Origin of the sequence: Vulcanococcus limneticus LL, assembly GCF_002252705.1 — a bacterium.
GTDB classification, from domain to species: domain Bacteria; phylum Cyanobacteriota; class Cyanobacteriia; order PCC-6307; family Cyanobiaceae; genus Vulcanococcus; species Vulcanococcus limneticus.
Genome location: NZ_NQLA01000035.1, coordinates 1 through 22,798, shown reverse-complemented (window position 1 = coordinate 22,798; position 22,798 = coordinate 1). Strand labels below are relative to the sequence as shown.

23 protein-coding genes are annotated in these 22,798 nt (G+C 66.9%); 12 read left to right on the top strand and 11 right to left on the bottom strand.

The genetic code is table 11. The features are described from left to right. Positions 1-29 precede the first annotated feature (29 nt). On the top strand, positions 30-572 hold the full coding sequence (gene rimM / locus CJZ98_RS12880; RefSeq protein WP_094591542.1) for a ribosome maturation factor RimM: 543 nt from the start codon (positions 30-32) through the stop codon (positions 570-572). 162 nt (positions 573-734) lie between these two features. Further along, positions 735-2,282, top strand: a complete 1,548-nt coding sequence (locus tag CJZ98_RS12875) for a mannose-1-phosphate guanylyltransferase/mannose-6-phosphate isomerase (protein ID WP_094591541.1) — start codon at positions 735-737, stop codon at positions 2,280-2,282. Between the two features lie 272 nt (positions 2,283-2,554). Here the strand turns inward: CJZ98_RS12875 and glmS are convergent, their stop codons facing one another. Continuing rightward, positions 2,555-4,498 (bottom strand): glutamine--fructose-6-phosphate transaminase (isomerizing), encoded by a 1,944-nt coding sequence (gene glmS / locus CJZ98_RS12870; RefSeq protein WP_094591540.1) that lies wholly within the window; start codon positions 4,496-4,498, stop codon positions 2,555-2,557. A 137-nt stretch (positions 4,499-4,635) separates the two neighbouring features. Beyond that, entirely contained in the window at positions 4,636-4,881 is a 246-nt protein-coding gene (gene psaC / locus CJZ98_RS12865) for a photosystem I iron-sulfur center protein PsaC (RefSeq protein WP_007099573.1), read from the bottom strand. A 154-nt stretch (positions 4,882-5,035) separates the two neighbouring features. Between psaC and acpP the strand changes: the two genes are divergently transcribed. The 3 genes from acpP (at position 5,036) to tkt (ending at position 8,653) form a co-directional block, all read left to right on the top strand. Further along, entirely contained in the window at positions 5,036-5,278 is a 243-nt protein-coding gene (acpP, locus tag CJZ98_RS12860; RefSeq protein WP_094591539.1) for an acyl carrier protein, read from the top strand. A gap of 8 nt (positions 5,279-5,286) precedes the next feature. Then, a complete protein-coding gene (fabF, locus tag CJZ98_RS12855) occupies positions 5,287-6,534 on the top strand; it encodes a beta-ketoacyl-ACP synthase II (RefSeq protein WP_094591538.1) in 1,248 nt (415 codons plus the stop codon). Positions 6,535-6,634: 100 nt separating this feature from the next. Then, the gene (gene tkt, locus CJZ98_RS12850) at positions 6,635-8,653 is read left to right on the top strand and encodes a transketolase (RefSeq protein ID WP_094591537.1); all 2,019 of its coding nucleotides are present in this window, start codon (positions 6,635-6,637) and stop codon (positions 8,651-8,653) included. Positions 8,654-8,754: 101 nt separating this feature from the next. Here tkt and katG read toward each other — a convergent pair whose 3' ends face one another. Continuing rightward, the gene (gene katG, locus CJZ98_RS12845; RefSeq protein ID WP_094591536.1) at positions 8,755-10,953 is read right to left on the bottom strand and encodes a catalase/peroxidase HPI; all 2,199 of its coding nucleotides are present in this window, start codon (positions 10,951-10,953) and stop codon (positions 8,755-8,757) included. A gap of 210 nt (positions 10,954-11,163) precedes the next feature. Between katG and CJZ98_RS12840 the strand changes: the two genes are divergently transcribed. Next, positions 11,164-11,730, top strand: a complete 567-nt coding sequence (locus CJZ98_RS12840; protein WP_094591535.1) for a J domain-containing protein — start codon at positions 11,164-11,166, stop codon at positions 11,728-11,730. Positions 11,731-11,752: 22 nt separating this feature from the next. Beyond that, positions 11,753-12,796: a hypothetical protein gene (locus CJZ98_RS12835; protein ID WP_094591534.1), complete on the top strand. Its 1,044-nt coding sequence runs from the start codon at positions 11,753-11,755 to the stop codon at positions 12,794-12,796. Between the two features lie 3 nt (positions 12,797-12,799). Here CJZ98_RS12835 and CJZ98_RS12830 read toward each other — a convergent pair whose 3' ends face one another. Beyond that, positions 12,800-13,009 carry a DUF350 domain-containing protein gene (locus CJZ98_RS12830; protein WP_094591533.1) on the bottom strand — a complete coding sequence of 70 codons (210 nt, stop codon included), beginning with the start codon at positions 13,007-13,009 and terminating at the stop codon, positions 12,800-12,802. Positions 13,010-13,043: 34 nt separating this feature from the next. Between CJZ98_RS12830 and CJZ98_RS12825 the strand changes: the two genes are divergently transcribed. From CJZ98_RS12825 to CJZ98_RS12810, 4 genes are read left to right on the top strand one after another with little or no spacing between them, the layout of a single operon-like run. Next, positions 13,044-14,039 carry a hypothetical protein gene (locus tag CJZ98_RS12825; protein ID WP_094591532.1) on the top strand — a complete coding sequence of 332 codons (996 nt, stop codon included), beginning with the start codon at positions 13,044-13,046 and terminating at the stop codon, positions 14,037-14,039. A 1-nt stretch (position 14,040) separates the two neighbouring features. Then, positions 14,041-14,271 (top strand): hypothetical protein, encoded by a 231-nt coding sequence (locus tag CJZ98_RS12820; RefSeq protein ID WP_094591531.1) that lies wholly within the window; start codon positions 14,041-14,043, stop codon positions 14,269-14,271. Between the two features lie 2 nt (positions 14,272-14,273). Continuing rightward, positions 14,274-15,827, top strand: coding sequence for a polyamine aminopropyltransferase (locus CJZ98_RS12815; RefSeq protein ID WP_094591530.1), 1,554 nt, complete (start codon positions 14,274-14,276; stop codon positions 15,825-15,827). Positions 15,828-15,868: 41 nt separating this feature from the next. After that, positions 15,869-16,465: a DUF4178 domain-containing protein gene (locus tag CJZ98_RS12810; protein WP_094591529.1), complete on the top strand. Its 597-nt coding sequence runs from the start codon at positions 15,869-15,871 to the stop codon at positions 16,463-16,465. A gap of 18 nt (positions 16,466-16,483) precedes the next feature. Here the strand turns inward: CJZ98_RS12810 and CJZ98_RS12805 are convergent, their stop codons facing one another. The 5 genes from CJZ98_RS12805 to CJZ98_RS12785 form a co-directional block, all read right to left on the bottom strand. Next, entirely contained in the window at positions 16,484-17,095 is a 612-nt protein-coding gene (locus CJZ98_RS12805; protein ID WP_094591528.1) for a DJ-1/PfpI family protein, read from the bottom strand. Positions 17,096-17,102: 7 nt separating this feature from the next. Next, positions 17,103-17,843, bottom strand: a complete 741-nt coding sequence (locus CJZ98_RS12800) for a ferritin-like domain-containing protein (protein WP_157910980.1) — start codon at positions 17,841-17,843, stop codon at positions 17,103-17,105. Positions 17,844-18,021: 178 nt separating this feature from the next. Then, a complete protein-coding gene (locus tag CJZ98_RS12795) occupies positions 18,022-18,825 on the bottom strand; it encodes an alpha/beta fold hydrolase (RefSeq protein WP_094591526.1) in 804 nt (267 codons plus the stop codon). A gap of 239 nt (positions 18,826-19,064) precedes the next feature. Continuing rightward, entirely contained in the window at positions 19,065-19,307 is a 243-nt protein-coding gene (locus CJZ98_RS12790; protein WP_094591525.1) for a hypothetical protein, read from the bottom strand. A 250-nt stretch (positions 19,308-19,557) separates the two neighbouring features. After that, a complete protein-coding gene (locus tag CJZ98_RS12785) occupies positions 19,558-20,409 on the bottom strand; it encodes an SDR family oxidoreductase (RefSeq protein WP_094591524.1) in 852 nt (283 codons plus the stop codon). Positions 20,410-20,502: 93 nt separating this feature from the next. Here CJZ98_RS12785 and CJZ98_RS12780 point away from each other — a divergent pair, with 93 nt between their 5' ends. Further along, positions 20,503-20,928 carry a winged helix-turn-helix transcriptional regulator gene (locus CJZ98_RS12780; RefSeq protein WP_094591523.1) on the top strand — a complete coding sequence of 142 codons (426 nt, stop codon included), beginning with the start codon at positions 20,503-20,505 and terminating at the stop codon, positions 20,926-20,928. On the opposite strand, the gene CJZ98_RS12775 is transcribed toward CJZ98_RS12780, so the two are convergent. Together CJZ98_RS12775 and CJZ98_RS19550 are read right to left on the bottom strand one after the other, a co-directional pair. Beyond that, positions 20,925-22,136 carry a cytochrome P450 gene (locus CJZ98_RS12775; RefSeq protein ID WP_094591522.1) on the bottom strand — a complete coding sequence of 404 codons (1,212 nt, stop codon included), beginning with the start codon at positions 22,134-22,136 and terminating at the stop codon, positions 20,925-20,927. The genes CJZ98_RS12780 and CJZ98_RS12775 overlap by 4 nt on opposite strands. Positions 22,137-22,312: 176 nt before the next feature. Then, positions 22,313-22,594: a glutathione binding-like protein gene (locus tag CJZ98_RS19550; protein ID WP_094591521.1), complete on the bottom strand. Its 282-nt coding sequence runs from the start codon at positions 22,592-22,594 to the stop codon at positions 22,313-22,315. Between the last annotated feature and the right edge of the window lie 204 nt (positions 22,595-22,798).

Here is a 22,798-nt window from a genome sequence, read left to right as displayed (position 1 = left end):
AGAGCGAGAGTGCGGCGACGCCGATGCCGATGGAGCAGGAGCAGGAGCTGCTGGTGGTGGGCCGGGTCGTGGGGGTGCAGGGCCTGAAGGGCGAACTGCGGATCAACCCAATGAGCGACTTCCCGGAGCGCTTCACCCGCCCCGGCCGCCGCTGGCTGCAGCGCCGCGGCGAACCGCCCCAGCCCCTGGAGCTGCTGACGGGTCGCCAGCTGCCCGGCCGGGAGCTCTACGTGGTGCGCTTCGAGGGCGTGGCCGACCGCAGCGCCGCCGAGGCCCTGGTGGGCCGCGACCTGCTGGTGCCTGCCGCCGACCGGCCCAAGCTGGCCAAAGGCGAGTTCCACCTGCTGGATCTGGTGGGCCTGGAGGTGCGGCTGGAGGCCGATGGCGCGATGATCGGCCGGGTCAGCGACCTGATCCACGCCGGCAACGACCTGCTGGAGGTGGAACTGAGCGAGGGCGGGCGCCGGCTGCTGATCCCCTTCGTGGAGGCGATCGTGCCGCGGGTGGAGCTGGCGGAGGGCTGGCTGTCGCTCACGCCGCCGCCGGGCCTGCTGGATCTGGCCGAGGGCTGAGGCCTGGCGGCAGGGGCCAGGCCGGCGGCCAGGACTCCCGCCCGGCAGCCAGGGATCCGGCTCGGCCACCTTCCTGCCACGTCGGTTCTGGGTTGGAATGGGGGCATCCATGGGGAGCGGGCCGACGGGCGGCTCCCCCCGCTGCCGAGTGATACCTCCGCGATGTCCGCTACCCCAAGCGCCACCATCTCCAGCGCCCCGGACAGCGCGACGACCGCTTCCGGCGGCTCCGACCTGGTGCCGGTGATCCTCTGCGGTGGCACCGGCACCAGGCTCTGGCCCCTGTCGCGCGCCAGCTATCCCAAGCAGTACTGGGCCCTGGCCGGCAGCGGCGAAGAGACCCTTCTGCAGCAGACCCAGCTGCGCCTGCAGGGCCTCGGTGGCCTGGCCGCGCCGCTGCTGATCTGCAACGAGGACCACCGCTTCATCGTGGCCGAGCAGATGCGCCAGATCGGCGTGGAGCCGGCCGCGATTCTGCTGGAACCGATGGGCCGCAACACCGCCCCCGCCGTGGCCGTGGCCGCCCTCCAGGCCACGGCCCGCGGTGAGGATCCGCTGCTGCTGGTGCTCGCCGCCGACCACGTGATCCGGGAGGCGGAGCGCTTCCGCGCCACCGTGGCCGCCGGTATCCCCGCCGCCGAGGCCGGCGCCCTGGTCACCTTCGGGATCGTGCCCACCGCCCCCGAGACGGGTTACGGCTACATCGAGGCCGCCGCCGCCCCGGAATCCGCGATCGCCGGCGAGGCCAACGCAGCCAGCGCGGTGCCCCAGGGCCCCGTGCCGATCGCCCGCTTCGTCGAGAAGCCCGACCGCGCCACCGCCGAGCGATTCCTGGCCAGCGGGCGCTTCACCTGGAACAGCGGCATGTTCCTGTTCAAGGCCAGCGCGATCCTGGCCGAGCTGGAGCGGCTGGCCCCCGAGGTGGTGAGCGCCTGCCGCGCCGCCCTTGAGCACGACAGCGCCGACCTGGACTTCCTGCGGCTGGAGCGGGAGGCCTTCGCGGGCTGCCCCAACGTGGCGATCGACGTGGCGGTGATGGAGAAGACCGACCGTGGCGCCGTGCTGCCCCTGGAAGCCGGCTGGAGCGACGTGGGCAGCTGGAGTGCCCTCTGGGAGACGGCCGATCAGGACGCCGAGGGCAATGTGCTGCGGGGCCGGGTGATCAGCCAGGACTCTCGCAACTGCTACCTGCGCAGCGAACACCGGCTGGTGGTGGGGCTGGGCGTCGAAGACCTGGTGGTGGTGGAAACGGACGACGTGGTGCTGGTGGCCCACCGCGACCGGGCCCAGGACATCAAGGCGGTCGTCGGGCAGCTGGAGGCGGCCGGCGCCCGCGAGAGCCGGGCCCACCGCCGGATCTACCGACCCTGGGGCTCCTACGACGGCGTCACCGAGGGCGAGCGCTGGCAGGTCAAGAAGATCGTGGTCAACCCCGGCGCCTCGCTTTCGCTGCAGATGCACCACCACCGCGCCGAGCACTGGGTGGTGGTGGCCGGCACCGCCGTGGTGGAGAAGAACGGCGTGGAAGAGCTGGTGGGCGAGAACCAGAGCACCTACATCCCCCTGGGCTGCAGACACCGCCTCACCAACCCAGGCCGCATCCCGGTCGAGATGATCGAAGTGCAGAGCGGCCCCTACCTCGGCGAAGACGACATCGTGCGCTTCGAAGACCTCTATGGCCGGAGTGGGCGCGTGCCGGTGAGGGGCTGAGCTTCGGGCCGCCACCGGCCGGAGGCCGGAATGCGGCCCTTCGCTCAGCCCCTCACCGGCAGCCGGGAGTGGGGGAAGGGAGTGGTGGAGGCGCGGAGGCCTGAGGGAGCTTCAGGCGCCCACATCGGCCGCCCCGGCAACAGGCCGCGCTCAGCCAAGCGCCCAAAGTCCCTCCCCACCCCAAACTCCTGCGGTGCGTCGGGTGTGTGCCTCGGGGCGGCATTCCGGCCTCCGGCCGGTGGCCGCCCCGAGGCACACACCCGACGCCGGCACTACTCCACCGTGACGCTCTTGGCGAGGTTGCGCGGCTGATCCACATCCAGACCCCGGTGGGCGGCGATGTGATAGCTCAACAACTGCATCGGGATCACCGTCAGCAGCGGGCTGATCAGTTCATCCACCTCCGGCACGGGCAGCAGGGTGTCGAACAGCTCCGTGTCAGGGCCCTCGGGGGCCACCCCGATCAGCTGGGCATCGCGGGCCTTGGCCTCCTGGGCATTGCTGAGCACCTTGTCGAACACCAGGCCCGGCACAGCAATCGACACCACGGGTACCCGTGCGTCGAGCAGGGCGATCGGCCCGTGCTTCATCTCACCCGCCGGGTAGCCCTCGGCATGGATGTAGCTGATCTCCTTGAGCTTGAGGGCACCCTCGAGGGCGATCGGGTAGTTGATGCCCCGCCCCAGGAAGATCACGTCCTGGGTGTCCGCGAACAGGTGGGCCAGCTCGGCGCAGCGGCGGTCGTGGTCCTCCACCAGGGCCTTGAGCTGCTCCGGCAGGGCCCGCAGCGCGGCCACCAGGCGGCGCAGCTGCTCGGGTCCGTGGCCGGTGGCGCCACCGCCGCGCCGTTCGGCGAAGGCCAGGGCCAGGCCATAGAAGGCCAGCAGCTGGCCGAGGAAGGTCTTGGTGGCGGCCACCCCCACCTCGATGCCGGCGCCGATATCGAGGATGTGGGGCACCAGCCGGCCCAGGGAGCTCTCGGGCCGGTTGGTGATGCCGAGCAGCCGCGGCGCGAAGGCCGGGTCGGCCACCAGGGAGCGGCGCTCCTGTTCCATCGCCAGGGCCGCCAGGGTGTCGGCCGTCTCACCCGACTGGGTGACGCCGATCGTGAGCGTGTGGGCCGAGAGCGGCGGCGGCGCGTAGCGGAATTCGCTGGCGTAGAAAACGCTGGTGGGGATGCCGGCCAGCTGCTCCAGCAGGTATGCCCCCACCTGGGCCGCGTGGCGGCTGGTGCCGCAGGCCAGGATCTGGATCCGCTCCACGCCCTCATACACCCCCTCATCCAGGGGCAGGGCCACCAGCGAGGCGCCGGCCTGGCCGCCAGCCGTGCCGCCCTCCGGCAGGTGGCGCGCCACCCACAGGGCCGCCGTTTCCGGCTGCTCGTGGATCTCCTTGAGCATGAAGTGGCGGAAGCTGCGCTTGTCCGCCACGTGCTCGGTGCCGCTCAGGAGCGATGGGGTGCGCTGCTGGCGCTCGCCGGCCGCGTTGTAGAGCTCAATCCCCAGGGGGGTGAGGAGCGCCACCTCGCCGTCCTCCAGGGGCAGGATCGTGCGGGTGAAGCCAGCCAGGGCCGGGGTATCGCTGGCGCAGAGGAATTCACCCTCGCCCAGACCGATCAGCAACGGCGCCGCCTTGCGGGCCACCACCAGGGCGCCGGGCAGGGCCGCCCACACCACCGCCAGGGCATAGGCGCCGTGCAACAGCGGCAACACCTGCTGCACGGCCTCCAGCAGCAGGGCCCCGCTGGCGGGCCGGCCCTGCTGGATCCGCTCCAGCTGGCGGGCCACAAGGTGGGGGATCACCTCGGTGTCGGTGTCCGAACGGAACACCACGCCCTCGGCCTGCAGCTCCTCGCGCAGGGTGCGGAAGTTCTCGATGATGCCGTTCTGCACCACCGCCAGCCGGCCGCTGCCGTCGAGGTGGGGGTGGGCGTTGCGCTCCTCCGGCTTGCCGTGGGTGGCCCAGCGGGTGTGGCCGATGCCGCACTGGCCCGGGGCCCCGTGCTGCTCGTAGCGGTGGGTGAGGTTGATCAGCTTGCCCTCGGCCCGCAGGCAGGTGAGCCGTCCCTCAGCGGGGCTGCCCGCCGGGCCCGCCGCCAAAGCCTCCACCGTGGCCAGGCCGGCCGAGTCGTAGCCGCGATACTCGAGCTGCCGCAGGCCCTCCAGCAGCAGGGGAGCCGCCTCCCGCGAACCGATCACCGCCACGATGCCGCACATAGATGCCGAGGGAGGAGGGCGGCGGCGCCCGGAGACACCGCCAATAAAAAAGCCCAGCCGGAGCTGGGCTTGAGCTTATGGGTGAACGGCGGCAACAGATCCCTGGAACACAGGTCGTTGGCCGCCCGGGCCTTACCTCAGTAGGCGAGGCCCATGGAGCGGCTGGTCTCGTCGCCGAGGTAGACGCGGATCGAGAGGAAGTCGGTGGGGCAGGCGGTTTCGCAGCGCTTGCAGCCCACGCAGTCTTCTGTGCGGGGGGAGGAAGCGATCTGGCCGGCCTTGCAGCCGTCCCAGGGCACCATCTCGAGCACGTCGAGGGGGCAGGCCCGCACGCACTGGGTGCAGCCGATGCAGGTGTCGTAGATCTTGACGGCGTGGGACATGGGCCTGGGCCGGGAACAAACGGCGTGACGCCAAAAGTACCCGCGCTGGCCGGGCCCTCCCTGCCGCCGCCGCCGCGCCGTCACCCTTTTTCATACGGCCCGGGGGGGCCGCCGCAGGCCGCCCCGTAGGATGCGGCCTCCGAACACTCCGGCCATGTCCCAGGACGCGATCTTCGAGAAAGTCCGCTCGATCGTTGTCGAGCAGCTCAGCGTCGACGCAGGCGATGTGAAGCCCGAATCGAACTTCCAGAACGACCTGGGCGCCGACTCCCTCGACACCGTTGAACTGGTGATGGCCCTGGAAGAGGCCTTCGACATCGAGATCCCCGACGAGGCGGCTGAAGGCATCGCCACCGTGGGCGACGCCGTCAAGTACATCCAGGACAAGCAGGCCTGAGGATCCCGATGGTGGAGGGTCTCCGCCGCGTCGTGGTCACAGGCCTCGGCGCGGTCACACCGATCGGCAACGACGTTTCCGCGTACTGGGAAGGTCTGCGCACGGGCCGAAACGGGGTCGAGGCGATCACCCTGTTCGATGCGTCGCGCCATGCCTGCCGCTTCGCCGCCGAGGTGAAGGGCTTTGATCCAAGGGGCTCCATCGAGCCCAAGGAAGCCAAGCGCTGGGATCGGTTCTGCCAGTTCGGCGTGGTGGCGGCCAAACAGGCCGTGGCCCAGGCCGGCCTGACCATCGACGAGGGCAACCAGCACCGGGTGGGCGTGGCCATCGGCTCCGGCGTGGGCGGCCTGCTGATGATGGAAACCCAAGCCCACGTACTGGCGGATCGCGGTCCGGACCGGGTCAGTCCGTTCTGCGTGCCGATGATGATCCCGAACATGGCCACGGGCCTGGCGGCGATCGCCCTTGGCGCCAAAGGGCCCAGCACCGCCGTGGCTACGGCCTGCGCCGCCGGCTCCAACGCCATTGGCGATGCCTTCCGCCTGATCCAGCTCGGCCTGGCCGACGCGATGCTGGCCGGCGGCGCCGAATCGGCCATCACTCCCCTTGGGGTGGCCGGATTCGCCAGCGCCAAGGCGCTCTCATTCCGCAACGACGACCCCGCCACCGCCAGCCGCCCCTTCGATCTGGAGCGCAACGGCTTCGTGATCGGCGAGGGTTCCGGCGTGCTGGTGCTCGAGAGCCTGGAGCACGCCCAGGCCCGCGGCGCTGAGATTCTGGCCGAGATCGTGGGCTACGGCATGACCTGCGACGCCCACCACATCACCTCCCCTTCACCGGGGGGCGTGGGTGGCGCCGAGGCCATGCGCCTGGCCCTGCGCGACGCGCGCCTGGAACCTGAGGACGTGGACTACGTCAACGCCCACGGCACCAGCACCCAGGCCAACGACAGCAACGAGACCGCCGCCATCAAGGCCTCCCTGGGCGAGCGGGCCAGCCAAATCCCTGTCAGCTCCACCAAGTCGATGACGGGGCACCTGCTGGGCGGCAGCGGTGGCATCGAGGCCGTGGCCTCCGTGCTGGCCATTGGCCACAACCTGGTGCCGCCTACGATCAACTACCAAACTCCGGATCCGGCCTGTGATCTGGATGTCGTACCGAATCAGGCGCGGGAGCAGAAGCTGAACGTCGTGCTGTCCAACTCCTTTGGATTTGGTGGCCATAACGTCTGCCTCGCGTTCCGTCGGATGAGCTGAGGCGGCCGCCACTCCCGCGCCCTGCGCCGGGATCCCCGCCCACTCCCCCACGGCCGCCTGCCCGGCAAACACGCCCCACCCCACCCCTTACCCGTATCCCATGGTCGCCGCAGCCCCCACCCTCGGAACCCAGTCCGTCGACACGCTCTGCGTCAACAGCATTCGCTTCCTGGCGATCGACGCGATCAACAAGAGCAACTCGGGCCACCCCGGCCTGCCGATGGGTGCGGCCCCCATGGCCTACGCCCTGTGGGACAAAGCGCTCAAGCACAACCCCAAGAACCCCAAGTGGTTCAACCGCGACCGCTTCGTGCTGTCGGCCGGCCACGGCTGCATGCTCCTCTACGCGCTGCTTCACCTCACCGGCTACGACTCGGTGAGCATCGAGGACATCAAGCAGTTCCGCCAGTGGGGCAGCCGCACCCCCGGCCACCCCGAGACCTTCGAGACCCCGGGCGTGGAAGTGACCACCGGCCCCCTGGGTCAGGGCATCGCCAACGCCGTGGGCCTGGCCCTGGCCGAAGCCCATCTGGCGGCCAAGTTCAACAAGCCCGACGTGACGCTGGTTGATCACTACACCTACGTGATCATGGGCGACGGCTGCCACCAGGAGGGGGTGAGCGGTGAGGCCGCCTCCCTGGCCGGCCACTGGGGCCTGGGCAAGCTGATCGCCCTCTACGACGACAACCACATCACCATCGACGGAAACACCGACGTTTCCTTCACCGAGGATGTGCTGAAGCGCTACGAGGCCTACGGCTGGCACGTGCAACACGTGCCCGATGGCAACACCAACGTGGAGGCCATCAGCCGGGCGATCGAGGCTGCCAAGGCGGTCACCGACAAGCCCAGCTTGATCAAGGTGACCACCACCATCGGCTACGGCTCCCCCAACAAGGCCGACACCGCCGGCGTGCACGGCGCCGCCCTGGGCGCTGAAGAAGCGGCCCTGACCCGCCAGGCCCTGGACTGGGCCTACGGCGAGTTCGAGGTGCCCCAGGAGGCCTACGACCACTGGCGCCAGGCCCTGAGCCGCGGCGCCGCCGCCGAGGCCGAGTGGAACACCTCCCTGGCCGATTACCGCGCCAAGTATCCGGCGGAGGCCGCCGAGTTCGAGCGCCGGCTGCGGGGCGAGCTGCCCGCCAACTGGGATGCCAACCTGCCCAGCTTCACCGCTGAGGACAAGGGCCTGGCGACCCGTCAGCACTCCTACAACGCGCTGAACGCCATCGGCCCCAACCTGCCCGAGCTGATCGGCGGCTCGGCCGACCTCACCCACTCCAACCTCACGGACATCAAGGGCGAGAAGGGCTTCCAGAAGGGTGCCGAGGCCAACCGCTACCTGCACTTCGGCGTGCGCGAGCACGCCATGGCCTCGATCCTCAACGGCCTGGCCTACCACAGCAGCGGCCTGGTGCCCTACGGCGGCACCTTCCTGGTGTTCGCCGGCTACGCGATCGGCGCCATCCGCCTCTCGGCCCTGAGCGAGCTGGGTGTGATCTACGTGTTCACCCACGACTCGATCGGCCTGGGTGAGGACGGCCCCACCCACCAGCCGGTCGAGACCCTGGCCAACCTGCGCGCGATCCCCAACCTGCTGGTGATCCGCCCCGGTGACGGCAACGAGACCAGCGGCGCCTACCAGGTGGCCGTGACCAACCGCAAGCGCCCCACGGTGCTGGCCCTGAGCCGCCAGGCCATGGCCAACCAGGCCAACTCCAGCGCCGCCGCCGTGGCCAAGGGCGGGTACATCCTCGAGGACAGCACCGGCACCCCGGACCTGATCCTGATCGCCAGCGGCACCGAGCTGGAACTGGCCACCAAGGCCGCCGCCGTGCTGCGGGCCGAAGGCAAGGCCGTGCGCGTGGTGTCGATGCCCTGCGTGGAGCTGTTCGAGGAGCAGGACGCGGCCTACCGCGAGAGCGTGCTGCCCTCCGCGGTGCGCAAGCGCCTGGTGATCGAGGCCTCCAGCAGCTTCGGCTGGCACAAGTACACCGGCTTCGAGGGCGACACCGTGTCGATCGACCGCTTCGGCGCCTCCGCCCCCGGCCCGGTGTGCCTCGAGAAGTTCGGCTTCACCGTGGACAACGTGGTGGCCAAGGCCAAGGCCCTGGGCTGATCAGCCAGAACTGACGGCGGCGGGGAGCTGAGCCTCACCGCCCATGGGGGCCCCGCCAATGGCGGGGCTTTTTACTGGGTTGGCGCGACCCCGCTCCGACTTCAGCGTTTCAGATCGAAGCGATCGGCCTCCATCACCTTCACCCAGGCGGCCACGAAGTCGGCCACGAACCTGGCGGCACCATCGCTCTGGGCATACACCTCGGCGATGGCCCGCAGCTGGGAGTTGGAGCCAAACACCAGATCCACCCGGGTGCCGGTCCAGCGCAGGGCGCCCGTGGCGCGGTCCCGGCCCTCGAACAGCTCGCCGCTGTCGTCAGCGGGGCTCCAGGTGGTGGCCATGGCGAGCAGGTTCACAAAGAAGTCGTTGCTGAGCGACCCCGGCCTCTCGGTGAACACGCCGTGGCGCACGCCGCCGGTGTTGGCGCCCAGCACCCGCAGGCCGCCCACCAGCACGGTCATCTCCGGGGCGCTCAGGCCCAGCAGCTGGGCACGATCCACCAGCAGATGCTCGGCGGCCACGCTCATCGGGCCCTTCTGCCAGTTGCGGAATCCATCGGCCTGGGGCTCCAGCACCGCAAAGGAAGCCGCATCGGTCTGCTCCGGGCTCGCATCCATCCGGCCCGGAGTGAACGGCACCGCCACGGCATGGCCGGCGGTGGAGGCCCCCTGCTCCACGCCCACGCCACCGGCCAGCACGATCAGATCCGCCAGCGACACGCGCACGCCATCGCTGCGGGAGGCCTGGAAGGCCTGCTGAATGCCCTCGAGCACGCCCAGCACCCGCTGCAGCTGCTCAGGCTGGTTCACGGCCCAATCCTTCTGGGGCGCCAGGCGCACGCGGGCGCCATTCGCGCCGCCGCGCTTGTCAGAGCCGCGGAAGGTGGAGGCCGAGGCCCAGGCGCTGGACACCAGCTCGGCAGTGCTCAACCCGGAGGCCCGCACACGCTCCTTGAGATCAGCGATGGCCACTTCATCCACCAGGGGGTGATCCAGCGCCGGGATCGGGTCCTGCCAGATCAGGTCGTCGGCCGGCACTTCGGGGCCGAGGTAGAGGCACTTGGGCCCCATATCGCGATGGGTGAGCTTGAACCAGGCCCGAGCGAAGGCGTCGGCGAAGGCCTCCGGGTGCTGGTGGAAGTGGCGCGAGATCGGCTCGTAGATCGGATCGAAGCGCAGCGAAAGATCCGCCGTGGTCATCATCGGCGGATGCTTGAGCCCGGGGATGTGGGCATCGGGAATCAGGTGCTCCTCGCGACAGTCCTTGGCCTGCCACTGCCAGGCGCCGGCGGGGCTCTTGATCAGCTCCCACTCGTAGCCGAACAGCATGTCGAAGTAGCCCATGTCCCAGCGGGTGGGGTGGGGTTTCCATGCACCCTCGATGCCGCTGGTGGTGGCATCGGCGCCCTTGCCGCTGCCGTGGCGGTTGTGCCAGCCCAGGCCCTGCTCCTGCAGCGGTGCCCCCTCAGGCGGTGGTCCCACCAGCTCTTCGCTGCCGGCGCCGTGGGCCTTGCCGAAGGTGTGGCCGCCGGCGGTGAGGGCCACGGTCTCCTCATCGTTCATCGCCATGCGCGCAAAGGTCTCGCGCACGTCGCGGCCCGACGCCACCGGGTCGGGCACACCATTGGGACCTTCGGGATTCACGTAAATCAGGCCCATCTGAACCGCCGCCAGGGGGTTCTCCAGCTCGCGGTCACCGCTGTAGCGCTCATCGCCGAGCCAGGTGGTCTCGTTGCCCCAGTAGATGTCTTCTTCGGGCTGCCAGATGTCGACGCGACCGCCGCCGAAGCCGAAGGTGCGCAGCCCCATCGATTCGAGGGCGCAGGTACCGGCCAGGATCATCAGATCGGCCCAGGAGATGCGGTTGCCGTAGGCCTGCTTGATGGGCCACAGCAGGCGGCGGGCCTTGTCGAGGTTGCCGTTGTCGGGCCAGCTGTTGATCGGCGCGAAGCGCTGGTTGCCGGTGCCGCCGCCGCCCCGGCCATCGGCGGTGCGGTAGGTGCCGGCGCTGTGCCAGGCCATACGGATGAACAGGCCGCCGTAGTGGCCCCAGTCGGCGGGCCACCAGTCCTGCGAATCGGTCATCAACGCGATCAGGTCGCGCTTGAGGTCGAAGTAATCGAGCTGGCTGAACGCCTCGGCGTAGTGGAACGCAGGGCCCAGGGGATTGGAGACCGGGCTGTGCTGGTGCAGGATTCCCAGGTTCAGCTGCTGGGGCCACCAGTCGCGCGGCGCCGGGCCTCGGCCAGCCGCCGGCGCTCCGCCATGGCCGCTGAACGGGCATTTGCCGAGTTCGGTCATCGGGCTTGCCTGCCTGAATGCATTGCCCGGACCGTAGGCAGCGGGATCAGCGGCGACCGGCCAGGGTCACAGGTCTTATAGCGATCCATGGGCCACTGGCAAGCACCCCTCCAGCACCTGAGCGAGGCAGGCCAGTGAAGATCTGCTACTTGACTGATCGAGCTAGCCGAATCTCGCCAGAGTAAGGGCACTGTTTTACATCGGCCTCAGGTGCCCCCAAGAGCCAGGAAGCTGACACTGCCGGAAGTCACGGCATTGATTCAAACCTTACTCAGTCAACCCAGCCTTGGCGAGACCGAGCTGCTGGCCTTTGCCAAGGCCATCAACGGCGGCGACTTTCAGCAACCGGCCTCTACCAAGGCCAAGCCCAAGGCTCCGACACTGACGGAGCTGAAGCAGAAGGTACTGGATCACTTTGAGTGCAAGACCGTCGCTCAGCTGAGGAAGAACAAGAACTTCGCGCTCTCGATAACGGGAGAAGATGTTGCCCTCAAGAGCAAGGACGACTGGCTCAAGCTCTACCGACGTTTCGTGGGCATCCCCGGCAACGAGCGCAACTTGGATCCCGGTCCCACCGTGATCAACGGCATCGACGTACTGCAGCACTTCCGCCCCTGGGTGGTGTTCGGCCTGGATCCGAAGACCGCCACGGCCGACGACGTGCGCGAAGCCTTCCGCAGGCTGATCAAGATCCACCACCCCGACACAGGCGGCGACCCACGCGTGGCTGAGCGCCTGCAGACGATGAAGGACTCTGTCCTCGCCCTGATGCCTTGAGCGGAAACAGCAAGCAACTACCATGCGCGACCTCCTGACCGACCGGGAAACGGCCAAGATCCTGGGCAAGCGGATTGATTCGCTCTACAAGATCGTGGATGCGTTCGATGCCAATTCCGATGACGAATGGGATCTGGTCGAGGGAGAACACTTTGAATTTGCGGGCCCTCCCGTTGCCGGCGAGGGTGGCAAGCGGCCTCGACGCTTTACCGAGGAGGGCATCGAAGCCATTGCCCGCTATCTTGAGGCCACGGAGAAATCCGGCATTCTGGACTGGTTTCGCGACAAGCTGTTGAAGGTGAAGCAGAAGCGCAAGCAACTGCTCGTGTCACGTCGGATCACGCAGGAGTTCATGGAAGTGGGCAGCGAATTAGTGATCCAGGGAGATCTGGCCTTTGTGACCCGCAAGTCCACCATTGGCATTCTGCAGACGAACTACAAGGGTCTGAACAACTCCTGGGAGCGGCTGCGGCTGGCGGGCACCGAGGAGGGGGAAGAGGCCCTGGAGCAGAACAAGGATTTCCTGGAATCCGAGGAACGCACGCTGCTGATCAGCCAGCGCGGCATCGCGCGGGTGGCACGCGACATGCGCAGGAACAGCAGGATCACCAAGGCCCGCCAGGCCTGGATCGAGGCGGTGGGAGACGTGGTGGAGGAGTGCTTCAAGTCTGAGATTCGCTACCTCACCCAGGGTGTGGACGAGGCCATCAAGCGGGCCAAGCGGGCTGCAGGGCACCGCTGCGAGGTCACGGGCACGAAGTCAAGTCGGCACAACCAGAGCGATCTGGCCGGCCACCATCTCTTCGACCGCAGGAGCCGCCCCGATCTGGCCGATCTTCCCGAGAACATCCTGGTGATCGTGCCCGAGCTGCACCGAGAGTTCCACAGCTGGACAGGCGTCAGCTGCAGCCCCAACGACTTCCTTCGCTTCATCGAAACCAGCCGGTCCGACCTTTTTGATCCCGTCAACGCCAGGCACATGAAGCGGATCCAGTCCCTCACGCGCCGCCTGAATCGGCTCCAGCAGGAACGGGAGGGCGGCCATCTGCGCTACCACAGACCCTGAGCTTCAGCTGCTCAGCACCGCCACCACCACGGCCGCGATGGCCAGGGTCACCGAGCCCACCACCAGGCCGGCGGCCACGTTGCCCTTGCGGATCTCGGCGCGGTAGTCGGTGGGGGACAGGGCATCGAACAGCTGGACCCCGCCATAGATGAGGATGACCCCCACGAAGGTCCAGCCGACCGTCAGCAGCAATTGGAGCAGCGGTTTGGCCATCGCCTCACCCGACACACCACGCCACCGTAGGGAGGTGGTGCGCTGGCCCCGCTGGTGTTGGCTGGTGCCCCTGCTGCCGCTGCTGGTGCTGGCCCTCTCTGCCGTGGTGCCCAGCCGCCGACTGGCGATCCTGCTGCGCCCTGAGCAGCCCGCGATCAGTGAGCCGTTCCGGCTGGAGGGCGGACCGCTGGGAAGCCCCCAGATCAGCCTGCGCGCCGAGCTGCCGGCCAACAGTGCGCTCGAGCTGGAGGCGGAGCTGCTCGACAGCCAGGGCGCCGTGGTGCTGGCGCTCACCAAGCAGGCCTGGCGCGAGCGCGGCACCTGGAGCGAGGGCGGTGAGAGCGGCACCTGGGAGGAGCGGGACGACCAGGCAGACCTGGCGCTGCGGCCGCCGCGGAGCGGGAGCTACCGCCTGCGCCTCACGCTCGAGGAGCTGCTCGATAGCGCCGGCCAGCCCCTGCAGACGCCGATCCTGATGCAGGTGGAGGTGCGCCAGCACAGCGTGGATGCGCCGCTGCTCTGGTTCACCGCCGCCGTGGGCCTGGTGATGGTGCGGATCCTGCAGACCTCGGTGTATGCCAACTGGCGGCAACGGCGGGTGCTGCGGCTGGAGGACAGCCGGGTGGCGATCCGTCTGTGGGCGGGCGGCGATGGCTTGCTGCGGGCGGTGGTGCGAGCCCGCTACGAACGGCCCAGCAGCGACCGCCCCCCCACCGGCGCGCTGCCACCCGTGCGGCTGGAGCTGAGCGTGGCCGGCCCACGCGGGCAGCGCCTGCGCAAGGAAGTGCTGAAGCTGGCGCCGGCCCGGCACAGCAGCGACGGCGACCATTGGCTGACGGTGGCGCAGACCGTCCACCTGCGCCTGCCGGAGCGGGAGAGTGTGCGGGTGCGGGCCGCCCTGTCCGAGCAGCTTGCGGACGGCGGCGAGCCCTGGGCAATCGAGTGGATCGAGCTGGTGCTGGAGGATGGCGTCGTGACGCCGGAGCCGGTGGCGGCCCTGCCGCTGGACCTGGATCGGGACAGGGCCTGAGATGCCGGTGGAACGCGCCCTGATCCTGGCCCTCACACTCACGGCGGTGGGCGTGGGCACCACCGCCGCCATCACCCGGCCCCTGCTGTTCCGACTCGGCCAGGACGGTACCCCCACCGCCTCCTCGGGGGTGAGCTACGGCGGCTCCTACCGCAGCGGCCGCTGGGTACCCCACGGTCGCCCCCGCGACTGGTCGCGCTTCCAGGGCCGCGGACCGGGATCGGCCAAGTAGCCATGGCCCGGCGCCCACCGACCAGCCCCGAACTGACGCCCCTGCAGGTGCGGGTGCTGCTGGCCACCGCGGCGCTCTCCTCCAGCGTGGGGCTGGTGCTGGAGCTGATGCTGGCCACCCAGGCCAGCTACCTGCTCGGCGATGCCGCCCTGGCCACGGGGGTGGTGATCGGCACGTTCCTGGCCGCCATGGGGCTCGGCGCCTGGCTGAGCCAGTTCGTGGTGGGCGGAGCCCAGCCCCAGCAGCAGCTGCTGCGCGCCTTCCTGCTGGTGGAGGTGTGCCTGGCGCCGCTGTGCCTGCTGGCGCCACTGGCCCTGTTCGCCCTGTTCAGCGCCGACGGCCCGGTGTGGCTGGGTCTGGTGGTGTTCACGGTGATGGTTGGGGTGCTGGGGGGGATGGAGGTGCCCCTGCTCACGCGCCTGCTGGAAACCCAGCAGCAGCTGCGCCAGGCCCTCGCCCAGGTGCTGGCACTCGACTACTTCGGCGCCCTGCTGGGGTCGCTGCTGTTTCCGCTGGTGCTGCTGCCCTGGCTGGGCCTGCTGCCCACCGCCGGACTGCTGGCGCTGGTGCCACTGGCCAACAGCGCCCTGCTCTGCTGGCTGTTTCCAGTGGGCCGCCGCTGGCGTTGGCCACTCACCCTGGCCTGGCCCCTGGCGGCCCTGGCGGCCTGGCTGATCGTGCCCCTGGGCGACCGCATCGAGGATTCCCTTTACGACGATCCCGTGGTGGGCCGCCGCCAGACCCGTCACCAGCGGATCGTGCTCACCCGCCGCCGCGACGATCTGCGCCTGTTCCTCGATGGCAACCTGCAGTTCTCCAGCCTCGATGAATACCGCTACCACGAGGCCCTGGTGCATCCGGCCCTGGCCCTGCATCCGCGGCCGAAGCGGGTGCTGGTGCTGGGGGCCGGCGACGGGCTGGCCGTGCGGGAGGTGCTGCGCTGGCCCACTGTGGAGCGGGTGGATCTGGTGGAGCTGGATGGGGAGATGCTGCAGCTGGCCCGCCGCCATCCCTTCCTGAAGCGCCTGAACGGGGGCAGCCTCGACGGGCCGCGGGTGCACGTGCACGTGGGCGATGCCTTCGAGCTGGTGCGGCGGCTGGATGGCCCCTTCGATGTGGTGATCGCCGACTTCCCCGATCCCGCCACGGCGCCGCTGGCGCGCCTCTACAGCGTGACCTTCTACGGGCGGGTACTGCGGCGGCTCGCCCCAGGGGGCCTGCTGGTGACCCAGGCCTCCACGCCGTTCTTCACACCGAAGGTGATGGCCTCGATCCGGGCCACGCTGGCGGAGCTGGCGCTGCAGAGCCGGCCCTACAGCGTGGATGTGCCCAGCTTCGGGCCCTGGGGGTTCGTGCTGGCCCACCGGCCCGGCCAGGTGCTCACGGCGGCGCCGCTGCCGTTCCGGGGCCGCTGGATCGATGACGGTCAGCTGCAGCGCCTGTTCGTGCTGCCGCGCGACCTGCAGCCGCCGCCAGGCCAGGCGGTGCTGCCGAACCGGCTGTCGCGGCCGGTCCTGGCCGACTACCAGCGGCGCGGGCTCTGGGCCGAGAACTGAACCCAGGCGGGGCCCACCTCTGGGGTGGATAGCCTGGGCCGATGGCGATCTGGCTGCTGCTGCTGGTGCTGCTCCTGGCGGCCTTCGCGTTGCGGCGGGTGCAGCGGCTGCGCAGGACCAGGCCCAGCAGCCTGCCGACACCACGCACGCTGTTCAACCTGCGCACCGGCGACATCGTGCAGTTCGACGGGCGCGACTGGGTGGTGGAAGACCGGCTGCTCTATGACGAGGACGGTTTCCAGTGGCTGGAGTACCTGCTGCGCGACGGCTCCGAGGCCCGTTGGCTGGCAGTGAGCGAGGACGACTGGCTGGAGCTGAGCTGGCTGGAGGCGGCCCCGGCCGCCCTAGCCCGGCAACTGGCCGCCGGGGCCACCCCCTTCCCGGAGCAGATCCACTGGGACGGCCGCACCTACGAGCGCAGGGAGGAGGGCCGGGCCTCTGCTAGCTCCAGTGCCCGCACCATGAACCGCCATCTCGCCAGCTGCCGCTTCGCCGACTACGAGGCCGAGGGCCAGCGGGTGCTGTCGGTGGAGCGCTGGGACGACGAGACCGAGGTGACCATCGGCCACCAGATCGACCCCAGCGCCCTGACCCTGCTCCCTGGAGATGGGCGCTCGGTGTATCGGCTGAACGGGTAGGCCGCTGCCACCAGGGTGTCATGGCGACGAGCGTCGCCAGACGCTGCCGCGCCGCTCGTACTCCAGGGCGTGCTCCACGCGGCGGGCAACTTCAGGTCCGCACCACCGCTCGACGAGCCAGAGCCCCAGGTCCAGGCCGGAGGTGACACCTCCAGCGGTCACGATATCGCCGTCATCAACAACACGAGCATCGACAATCTCAGCGCCGAAATCCCTCAACGCGTCCACGGCCACGTGATGGGTGGTGGCTGGACGGTCCTCCAACAGACCTGCCCCTGCCACCAGCAGGGCTCCCGTACACACCGAGGCAATCGTGACGCCACGGTGATGCAACTGCGCAATGGCCGCTGGAATCTCCCCACGCTGAAGTTCAGCCCATGCCCCCTGGGAAGCGCGATTCCACCACCCTCCACCTGGCACGATCAGAGCATCGAGTGGTTGATCGATGGCAAGCCGACCTGCAGGCTGAAATCGCGCTCCGTGAGCCGCAACGACCTCCGCAGAGCCGTCCAGGCTGACGAGCTCCACCTGGATATCGGCGCCCAGGGAAGCCGCCAGCCTCAGGACCTCATAGGGAGCGATCGCATCAAGCTCATCAAAGCCGTTGAACACAAGGATGGCAGCCTCCATCGGCGGGCTAGCCCCACGCACGTCGCAGAGTGGGATCGACCTTGGCAAAGGCAGCACTGAACTTGTCCCAACAGGCTGACCAGAAACCGACAAATCCATATCCGCCCCTACGCAGAACACGACGATGATCGGCGAACACCACGACTACTGTTCCCGCATACAGCAATCGATGCAGCACCTTGGGAACATGGCGAAGAAATCCAGTGCGGCGTTGACGGATATACCGAAGCAGCTCTGACTCGTATCGAGTGTGGGCCGCTTCCTCCTCCAAGATGCGCGTGCATATCGCAACCAGGACCGGGGACTGTGTACACGCTTGCAGCGCTCGGTAGTAGACCAAGGCGATCAACTCAGCGGTGATCAAGACCGTGATAGACGCTTCATATCCCGCGAACTTTCTTAGCCTGCGAAACAAGGTGTCCGTCCAGTTTCGCTGCAACGTGCGTAGTGCATGGCCTTGCATAAATCTCTTGAGCATCAAGGCGTGCTTCTGCTCTTCCTTGACGAAACGCCGGGTGATGGGCACGAGACAATGCCCTCCCAGCTCGTCCGCAAAGGCAACCGCAAACCCGAGCAAGCTATGGGCTTCCGAGTACTCGCCGAGCTGAAACTTGGCTATCGAACTTTCGATGCACGCTTTCTCACTGGCGCTAAGAACATCATTGGGGTCACCCCAAGGAATGAGGTCAGACGCCGCAGCATTGGAATCAAAATACTCCAACCAAGCCACCAGATCAGGCTTGTTCACCGAGGGAACCCCACTCGATCAGCAATAGCTTCATTTTACCCTGGAGTGCCCGAGTCGAAAGGAACAGGCCAACGCTCAAGATCGGCGGCGGGAGCAGCCCATACAGTCACCAGACATCCTTGACTGAGAGCACTGGAGTTTGATTGCCGGCGATGCGTATATCTTCCTACAAGACATCTCATGCCGCAGGCTCTTGGACAACAAACTGTTCGATGGCGGCCGCAATCTGATCAGCCACCTCAAGCGTGGGAAAGTGGCTGCGTGCAGCCAACTTCGACACAGAAAACCAAGGATGATTCGCTGCGAACGCCTGCTGAGCAGCGAGGTAGGCGGGATCCTCCGGCTGAGCATACAAATGCAGCACCGGCACGGCAGGGGCGAGGTGGGTCAACGCCTGAAGTGGAGATCCAGCTTGGGCGTAGGCGGCGCTGATTTCACGGCCAGCACGAGCCCACATGTCGAAGCCATAGGAACCCATGTCTTCGCGTACGTACTGGACAAGTTCAGGAGTGTCTAGTCCATGCAGCCACATATCGAATAGTTGCTGCCGCGTTTGGTGCCAATGGGACGGGTCTTGGAGAGACTGCAGGACTTCGAGGAAGGGAGGCGGTGCCTCCAGGATGATCCAATCCAGGAACACAAGATGGGAGATACGCGAACCAAGTCGCCGGCGCAGTTCGATGGCAACCCAACCGGCATGGGAGAGGGCTACAGGAACAACGTGGGCCGCTCCACTTGACTCAATCACTGAAAGAGCATCCTCAACCAGATCAATGGATCCGAAATCGCCCCGTGGCGATTCCGACTGGCCATGGCCTCGCCAGTCGAGAGAAAGGGAGCGCAGGCGTGGGGCAGTGGTGGCGGCAAGTTGATCAAAGACCTTGCGGCTCCCACACCAGCCCGGCAGGAACAGGAGTGCAGGCTCGCCTTGCCCCTGATCGGTATAGCTGATGCGCGTTACTTGCGACAGATCTTCAGCCATAGGTTTTGTCCTGTTCTGCAGAGCCTGCTTGCTCCATAGTCAAGGCTGGCTGGAAACACTCCAGCCGCCAAGATGGTCTTCACATTCCGTTGGATCGAATCAGACAGAAGGCCGGGAGACATGCGGAACCCCCGCTGATTGGGCAGTTCTCAAGACCCGGTCACGATCGAGTTTGTTGTGGGTCTGTGTTGGCACAGAATGGGATAGGTAGCGAGACAAGCACCCAGAATTGAGACGGTTTACACCGACGTGGAGTCAAGTGCTTTGGAAACCGCATCAAGGAACTGGTCTCCCCAGAAACAGCTCAGGACCCCTGAAGTGACAACCAGAAGCCCAGCGACACTGATCTGAACGATGTTGAGCTGGGATGCATCACCAGCCGAGAGTGGAACAGCAACGATCAAAGCGCCCATAGCTGCCCCTGCGGTAAAACGCAGAGCCAAGCTTGAGGCCTTCTTCTTCATGAGCTTCTCTTTCTGCATCGCTCCGTCCAATGCATGAGTATTCCGATCTTAATCCAGGCTATCCAAACGCCCAAGGTGAGCGGCGGCCACGCCAGCTCAGGCCGCAAGAATTGTCCTCCAGCGAGGCAGGCTGCGTCAAGCAAGACAACTGCTGTACTGGAACTCAGAAGCCACTTCCTCAGCCAGCTACTGGTGCCGAAGACAATGGGTACCGCTGTCGTCGTCTGACAACTTAACCCTTGTCAATGCCAACTAGTCCACAAGAAACTCATAACAATGCAGCCTGGACAGCTGTTTCCAACGATGAGGTTGGCCTTCCAAGGAGCTTGCTGAGCTGTCTGCCGGCATCAAACAAGGCGCCCTGGGATGCGCCCTGATCGGAATTGGCGAGCAGATCGGCAAGGACTTCCGACAGACCAGCACCCAGCAGTGCACTCTTGTAGTCCGCTTCGGGAAGGTTGATGTAGTTGATGGGCTTGCCACTCTGCCGCGAAAGCTCAGCGGCAAAATCGCTGAGGGTGTACGAAGCATCGCCAGCGAGTTCGTAGACCTCCCCTGCCGGACTTTCACCTGTGAGGACGATGGCGGCAGCTTCGGCATAATCCGCACGGGCCGCGGAAGCAATAGGCCCATCGCCTGCGCAACCATACACAGCCCCCAGCGAGAGCGCAGTGGGAATCCCTGCCGTGTAGTTTTCGGTGTACCAGCCGTTGCGAAGGAGGGCGAACGTCAGACCGGAAGCTCTGATGGCCGCCTCGGTTTGCCTGTGCTCATCAGCAAGGGCGAGGACCGAGGTGTCGGCATGCAGAACGCTGGTATAGGCCAGAAGCTTGACTCCCACCTGCCTGGCGGCATCGATCACGGCCTGGTGCTGCCGAACGCGCTGGCCGATCTCGCTCGATGAGATCAGCAGGACTCTGTCCGCGCCCTGCAGGGCGGCATACAGGCTGGCGGGCTGATTGTAATCAGCCTGGCGAACCTGCACCCCCATCGCAGCGAGGTCCTCGGCCTTTTCGAGATCGCGTACGGCGGCAATGATGCTGTCAGCAGGCACCATCTTGCGCAACGACTGGATGACGAGCCGTCCGAGCTGACCGGTGGCTCCAGTGATCACGAACATGATTCTTCCCCTTCGACGCCATGGCCTGGCGGGACGGAAGAACCCTACCGGCTACACTTTCTTTTCGTAAGTACTTACGGAAAGGTAAAGTCCATGTCAGAGGGAAGCGGCAGGCTTGCCGAGGTCATGCGGCGCGGAGAGGTGCTGGCACCGGAGTGCCCCTCGCGGGCAATCCTCCAGCATGTGACCAGCCGGTGGGGCGTCCTGGTGCTGGTGGCCCTGATGGGGGGGACCCATCGGTTCAGCGAACTTCGGCGCAGAGTTGGCGGAGTCAGCGAGAAGATGCTGGCGCAGACGCTGCAGCAGCTGGAGCAGGATGGCTTCATCAGGCGTGTGTCGTATCCGGTGATGCCGCCCCATGTGGAGTATTCGCTAACCCCACTAGGTATTGGCATCGGCCATCAAGTCGAGGCGATGACTGATTGGATCGAGATCAACATGGCGAAGATCCTCAAAGCGCAACAGGCGCACCCGTCGTCTTCGCGTGTCGCAGGCATCGAGGCTGGACGAAACAACTAAGCCGAGCGGTGATCAAAGGCCACGGGCAATGATTTAAGCCCACGCAGCTCCAGGTTCTCCTGATACTCCAACGGTTCGCCGGTCAACCGAAGTCCCGAAAATCGTCTAAACAGCGCCGCGAAGGCGACGCCGGCCTCCATCCGTGCCAGCGCCGCGCCCAGGCACACATGGGGCCCATGCCCGAACGCCAGGTGGCCCTCCGGCTTACGTCGCACGTCGAGCCGATTGGGGTCGGGGAACCGGGCCGGGTCGCGATTGGCGGCCGCGAACATCAAGTACACCAACTGTCCCTTACGGATCGACTTGCCGCCGATCGTCAGATCCTCTCCCGCCTCCCGATTCATGAACTGGACCGTCCCGTCGTAGCGGAGGAACTCCTCGACAGCGTTGGGAATCAGCGACGGCTCCTCGAGCAGCAGACGGAGCTGGTCGGGGTGGCGCAGCAGAGCCAGCAGGCCGTTGCCGATCAGGTGCGTGGTCGTCTCATGACCGGCCGCCAGGAACAGATTGGCATTCGCGATCAACTCCGTCTCGCTGAGCCGATCGCCGTCAATCTCGGCCTGGACCAGCAGGCTCAATAGATCGTCGCCTGGCGAGGCCCGTCGTTTGGCAAATTCTGCGGAAAAGAACTCGGTCAACTCGTTCGTACTCCGCAACGCCCGCTGATACTGCTCGGCGGTCACGGCAGAAGGATCGGTGCCGAAGAGTGTGGAGAAATCGTCGGACCAGGCCTTGAGTTGAACCAGGTCATCGGATTCCAGGCCAAGCAGGCGGGCGATCACCCTGGCCGGCAGCGGAAAGGCGAAGTCGGTGATCACATCGATGCGGCCCTGGTCGGGCAGGCGATCCAGAAGCCCGTCGACCAGCTCCTCAACGGCCGGCCGCAAAGCATCCACGGCCCGTGGCGTGAACACCTTGGCGACCAACGCGCGGAGCCGATGATGACGTTCCGGATTCGTGATGTTCATCTGGGCCCCGATGACATCGAACAGGCGTTGGAGTTCGGGGCATCCGGCGCGCTCGCTCATCCCGCCGGCGCGATCAGAGCGCAGCCGGGGGTCATGCGTCGCCGCCACGACATCGTCGTAGCGCGTCAACACCCAGGCAGCAAACGGTTCATGCCAGTGGACCGGGTCAGTGCGGCGCAGCTCGTCGTAGGTCGGGTAGGGATCAACGAGCATCTCAGGGCTGAACAGTGCTGTCGCCATGGACGGGGTACTTTTCGATGACAATAAGGAGACGCCCAGCCGAAATCAATGCTGAAGGCGATCCTGGCCGGATTCGCAAGCGACACTTGGAAACGGCGATGGGCTGTGCATGGATACCGATGCATGCCGATCGAACCGATGCGCGTAGCCGGAGTACGCAGCACAAAGGCATGCGCTCAAGTGGCATACAAGGACTCACTTCCATGAACCGAATCGCACAGGATTCGACTGCGCGCCAACGTGCTTTCGCCAGCTCTCTCTCGCTGGATACGATTCGAGGCTAAATCCACCTTCATGGCCATGTGCGCGCAAGCATAGAGAGCCAGATCGGCGATTGAGTATTCGCGGCCAACGGCAAAGCTATTGCTCTTTAGGCAATTCTCCATCGCATTCAGCGCTGCATAGCCTTGCGATTTCTTGGATGCTAGTAGGGCGCACTCAGACTCCTCTCGCGTGATCTATAGCTCGAGGTAGCCGGCTCGCAGAGGCAGGAACGAGGAAGCTGAATGTGCACGAGCCCCTCTGATGCATTGCTGCTGGGCTCATGGTCGGAGAGCACGTGCCGGGCCGCGTCCCTTCGCGTGGTGTAAATCCCGAGGCCCGAATGCCCTGATCAGAGGTTGAACAAGGTGGAATGACGAGCTGTCATTCCGGAGGTGCGG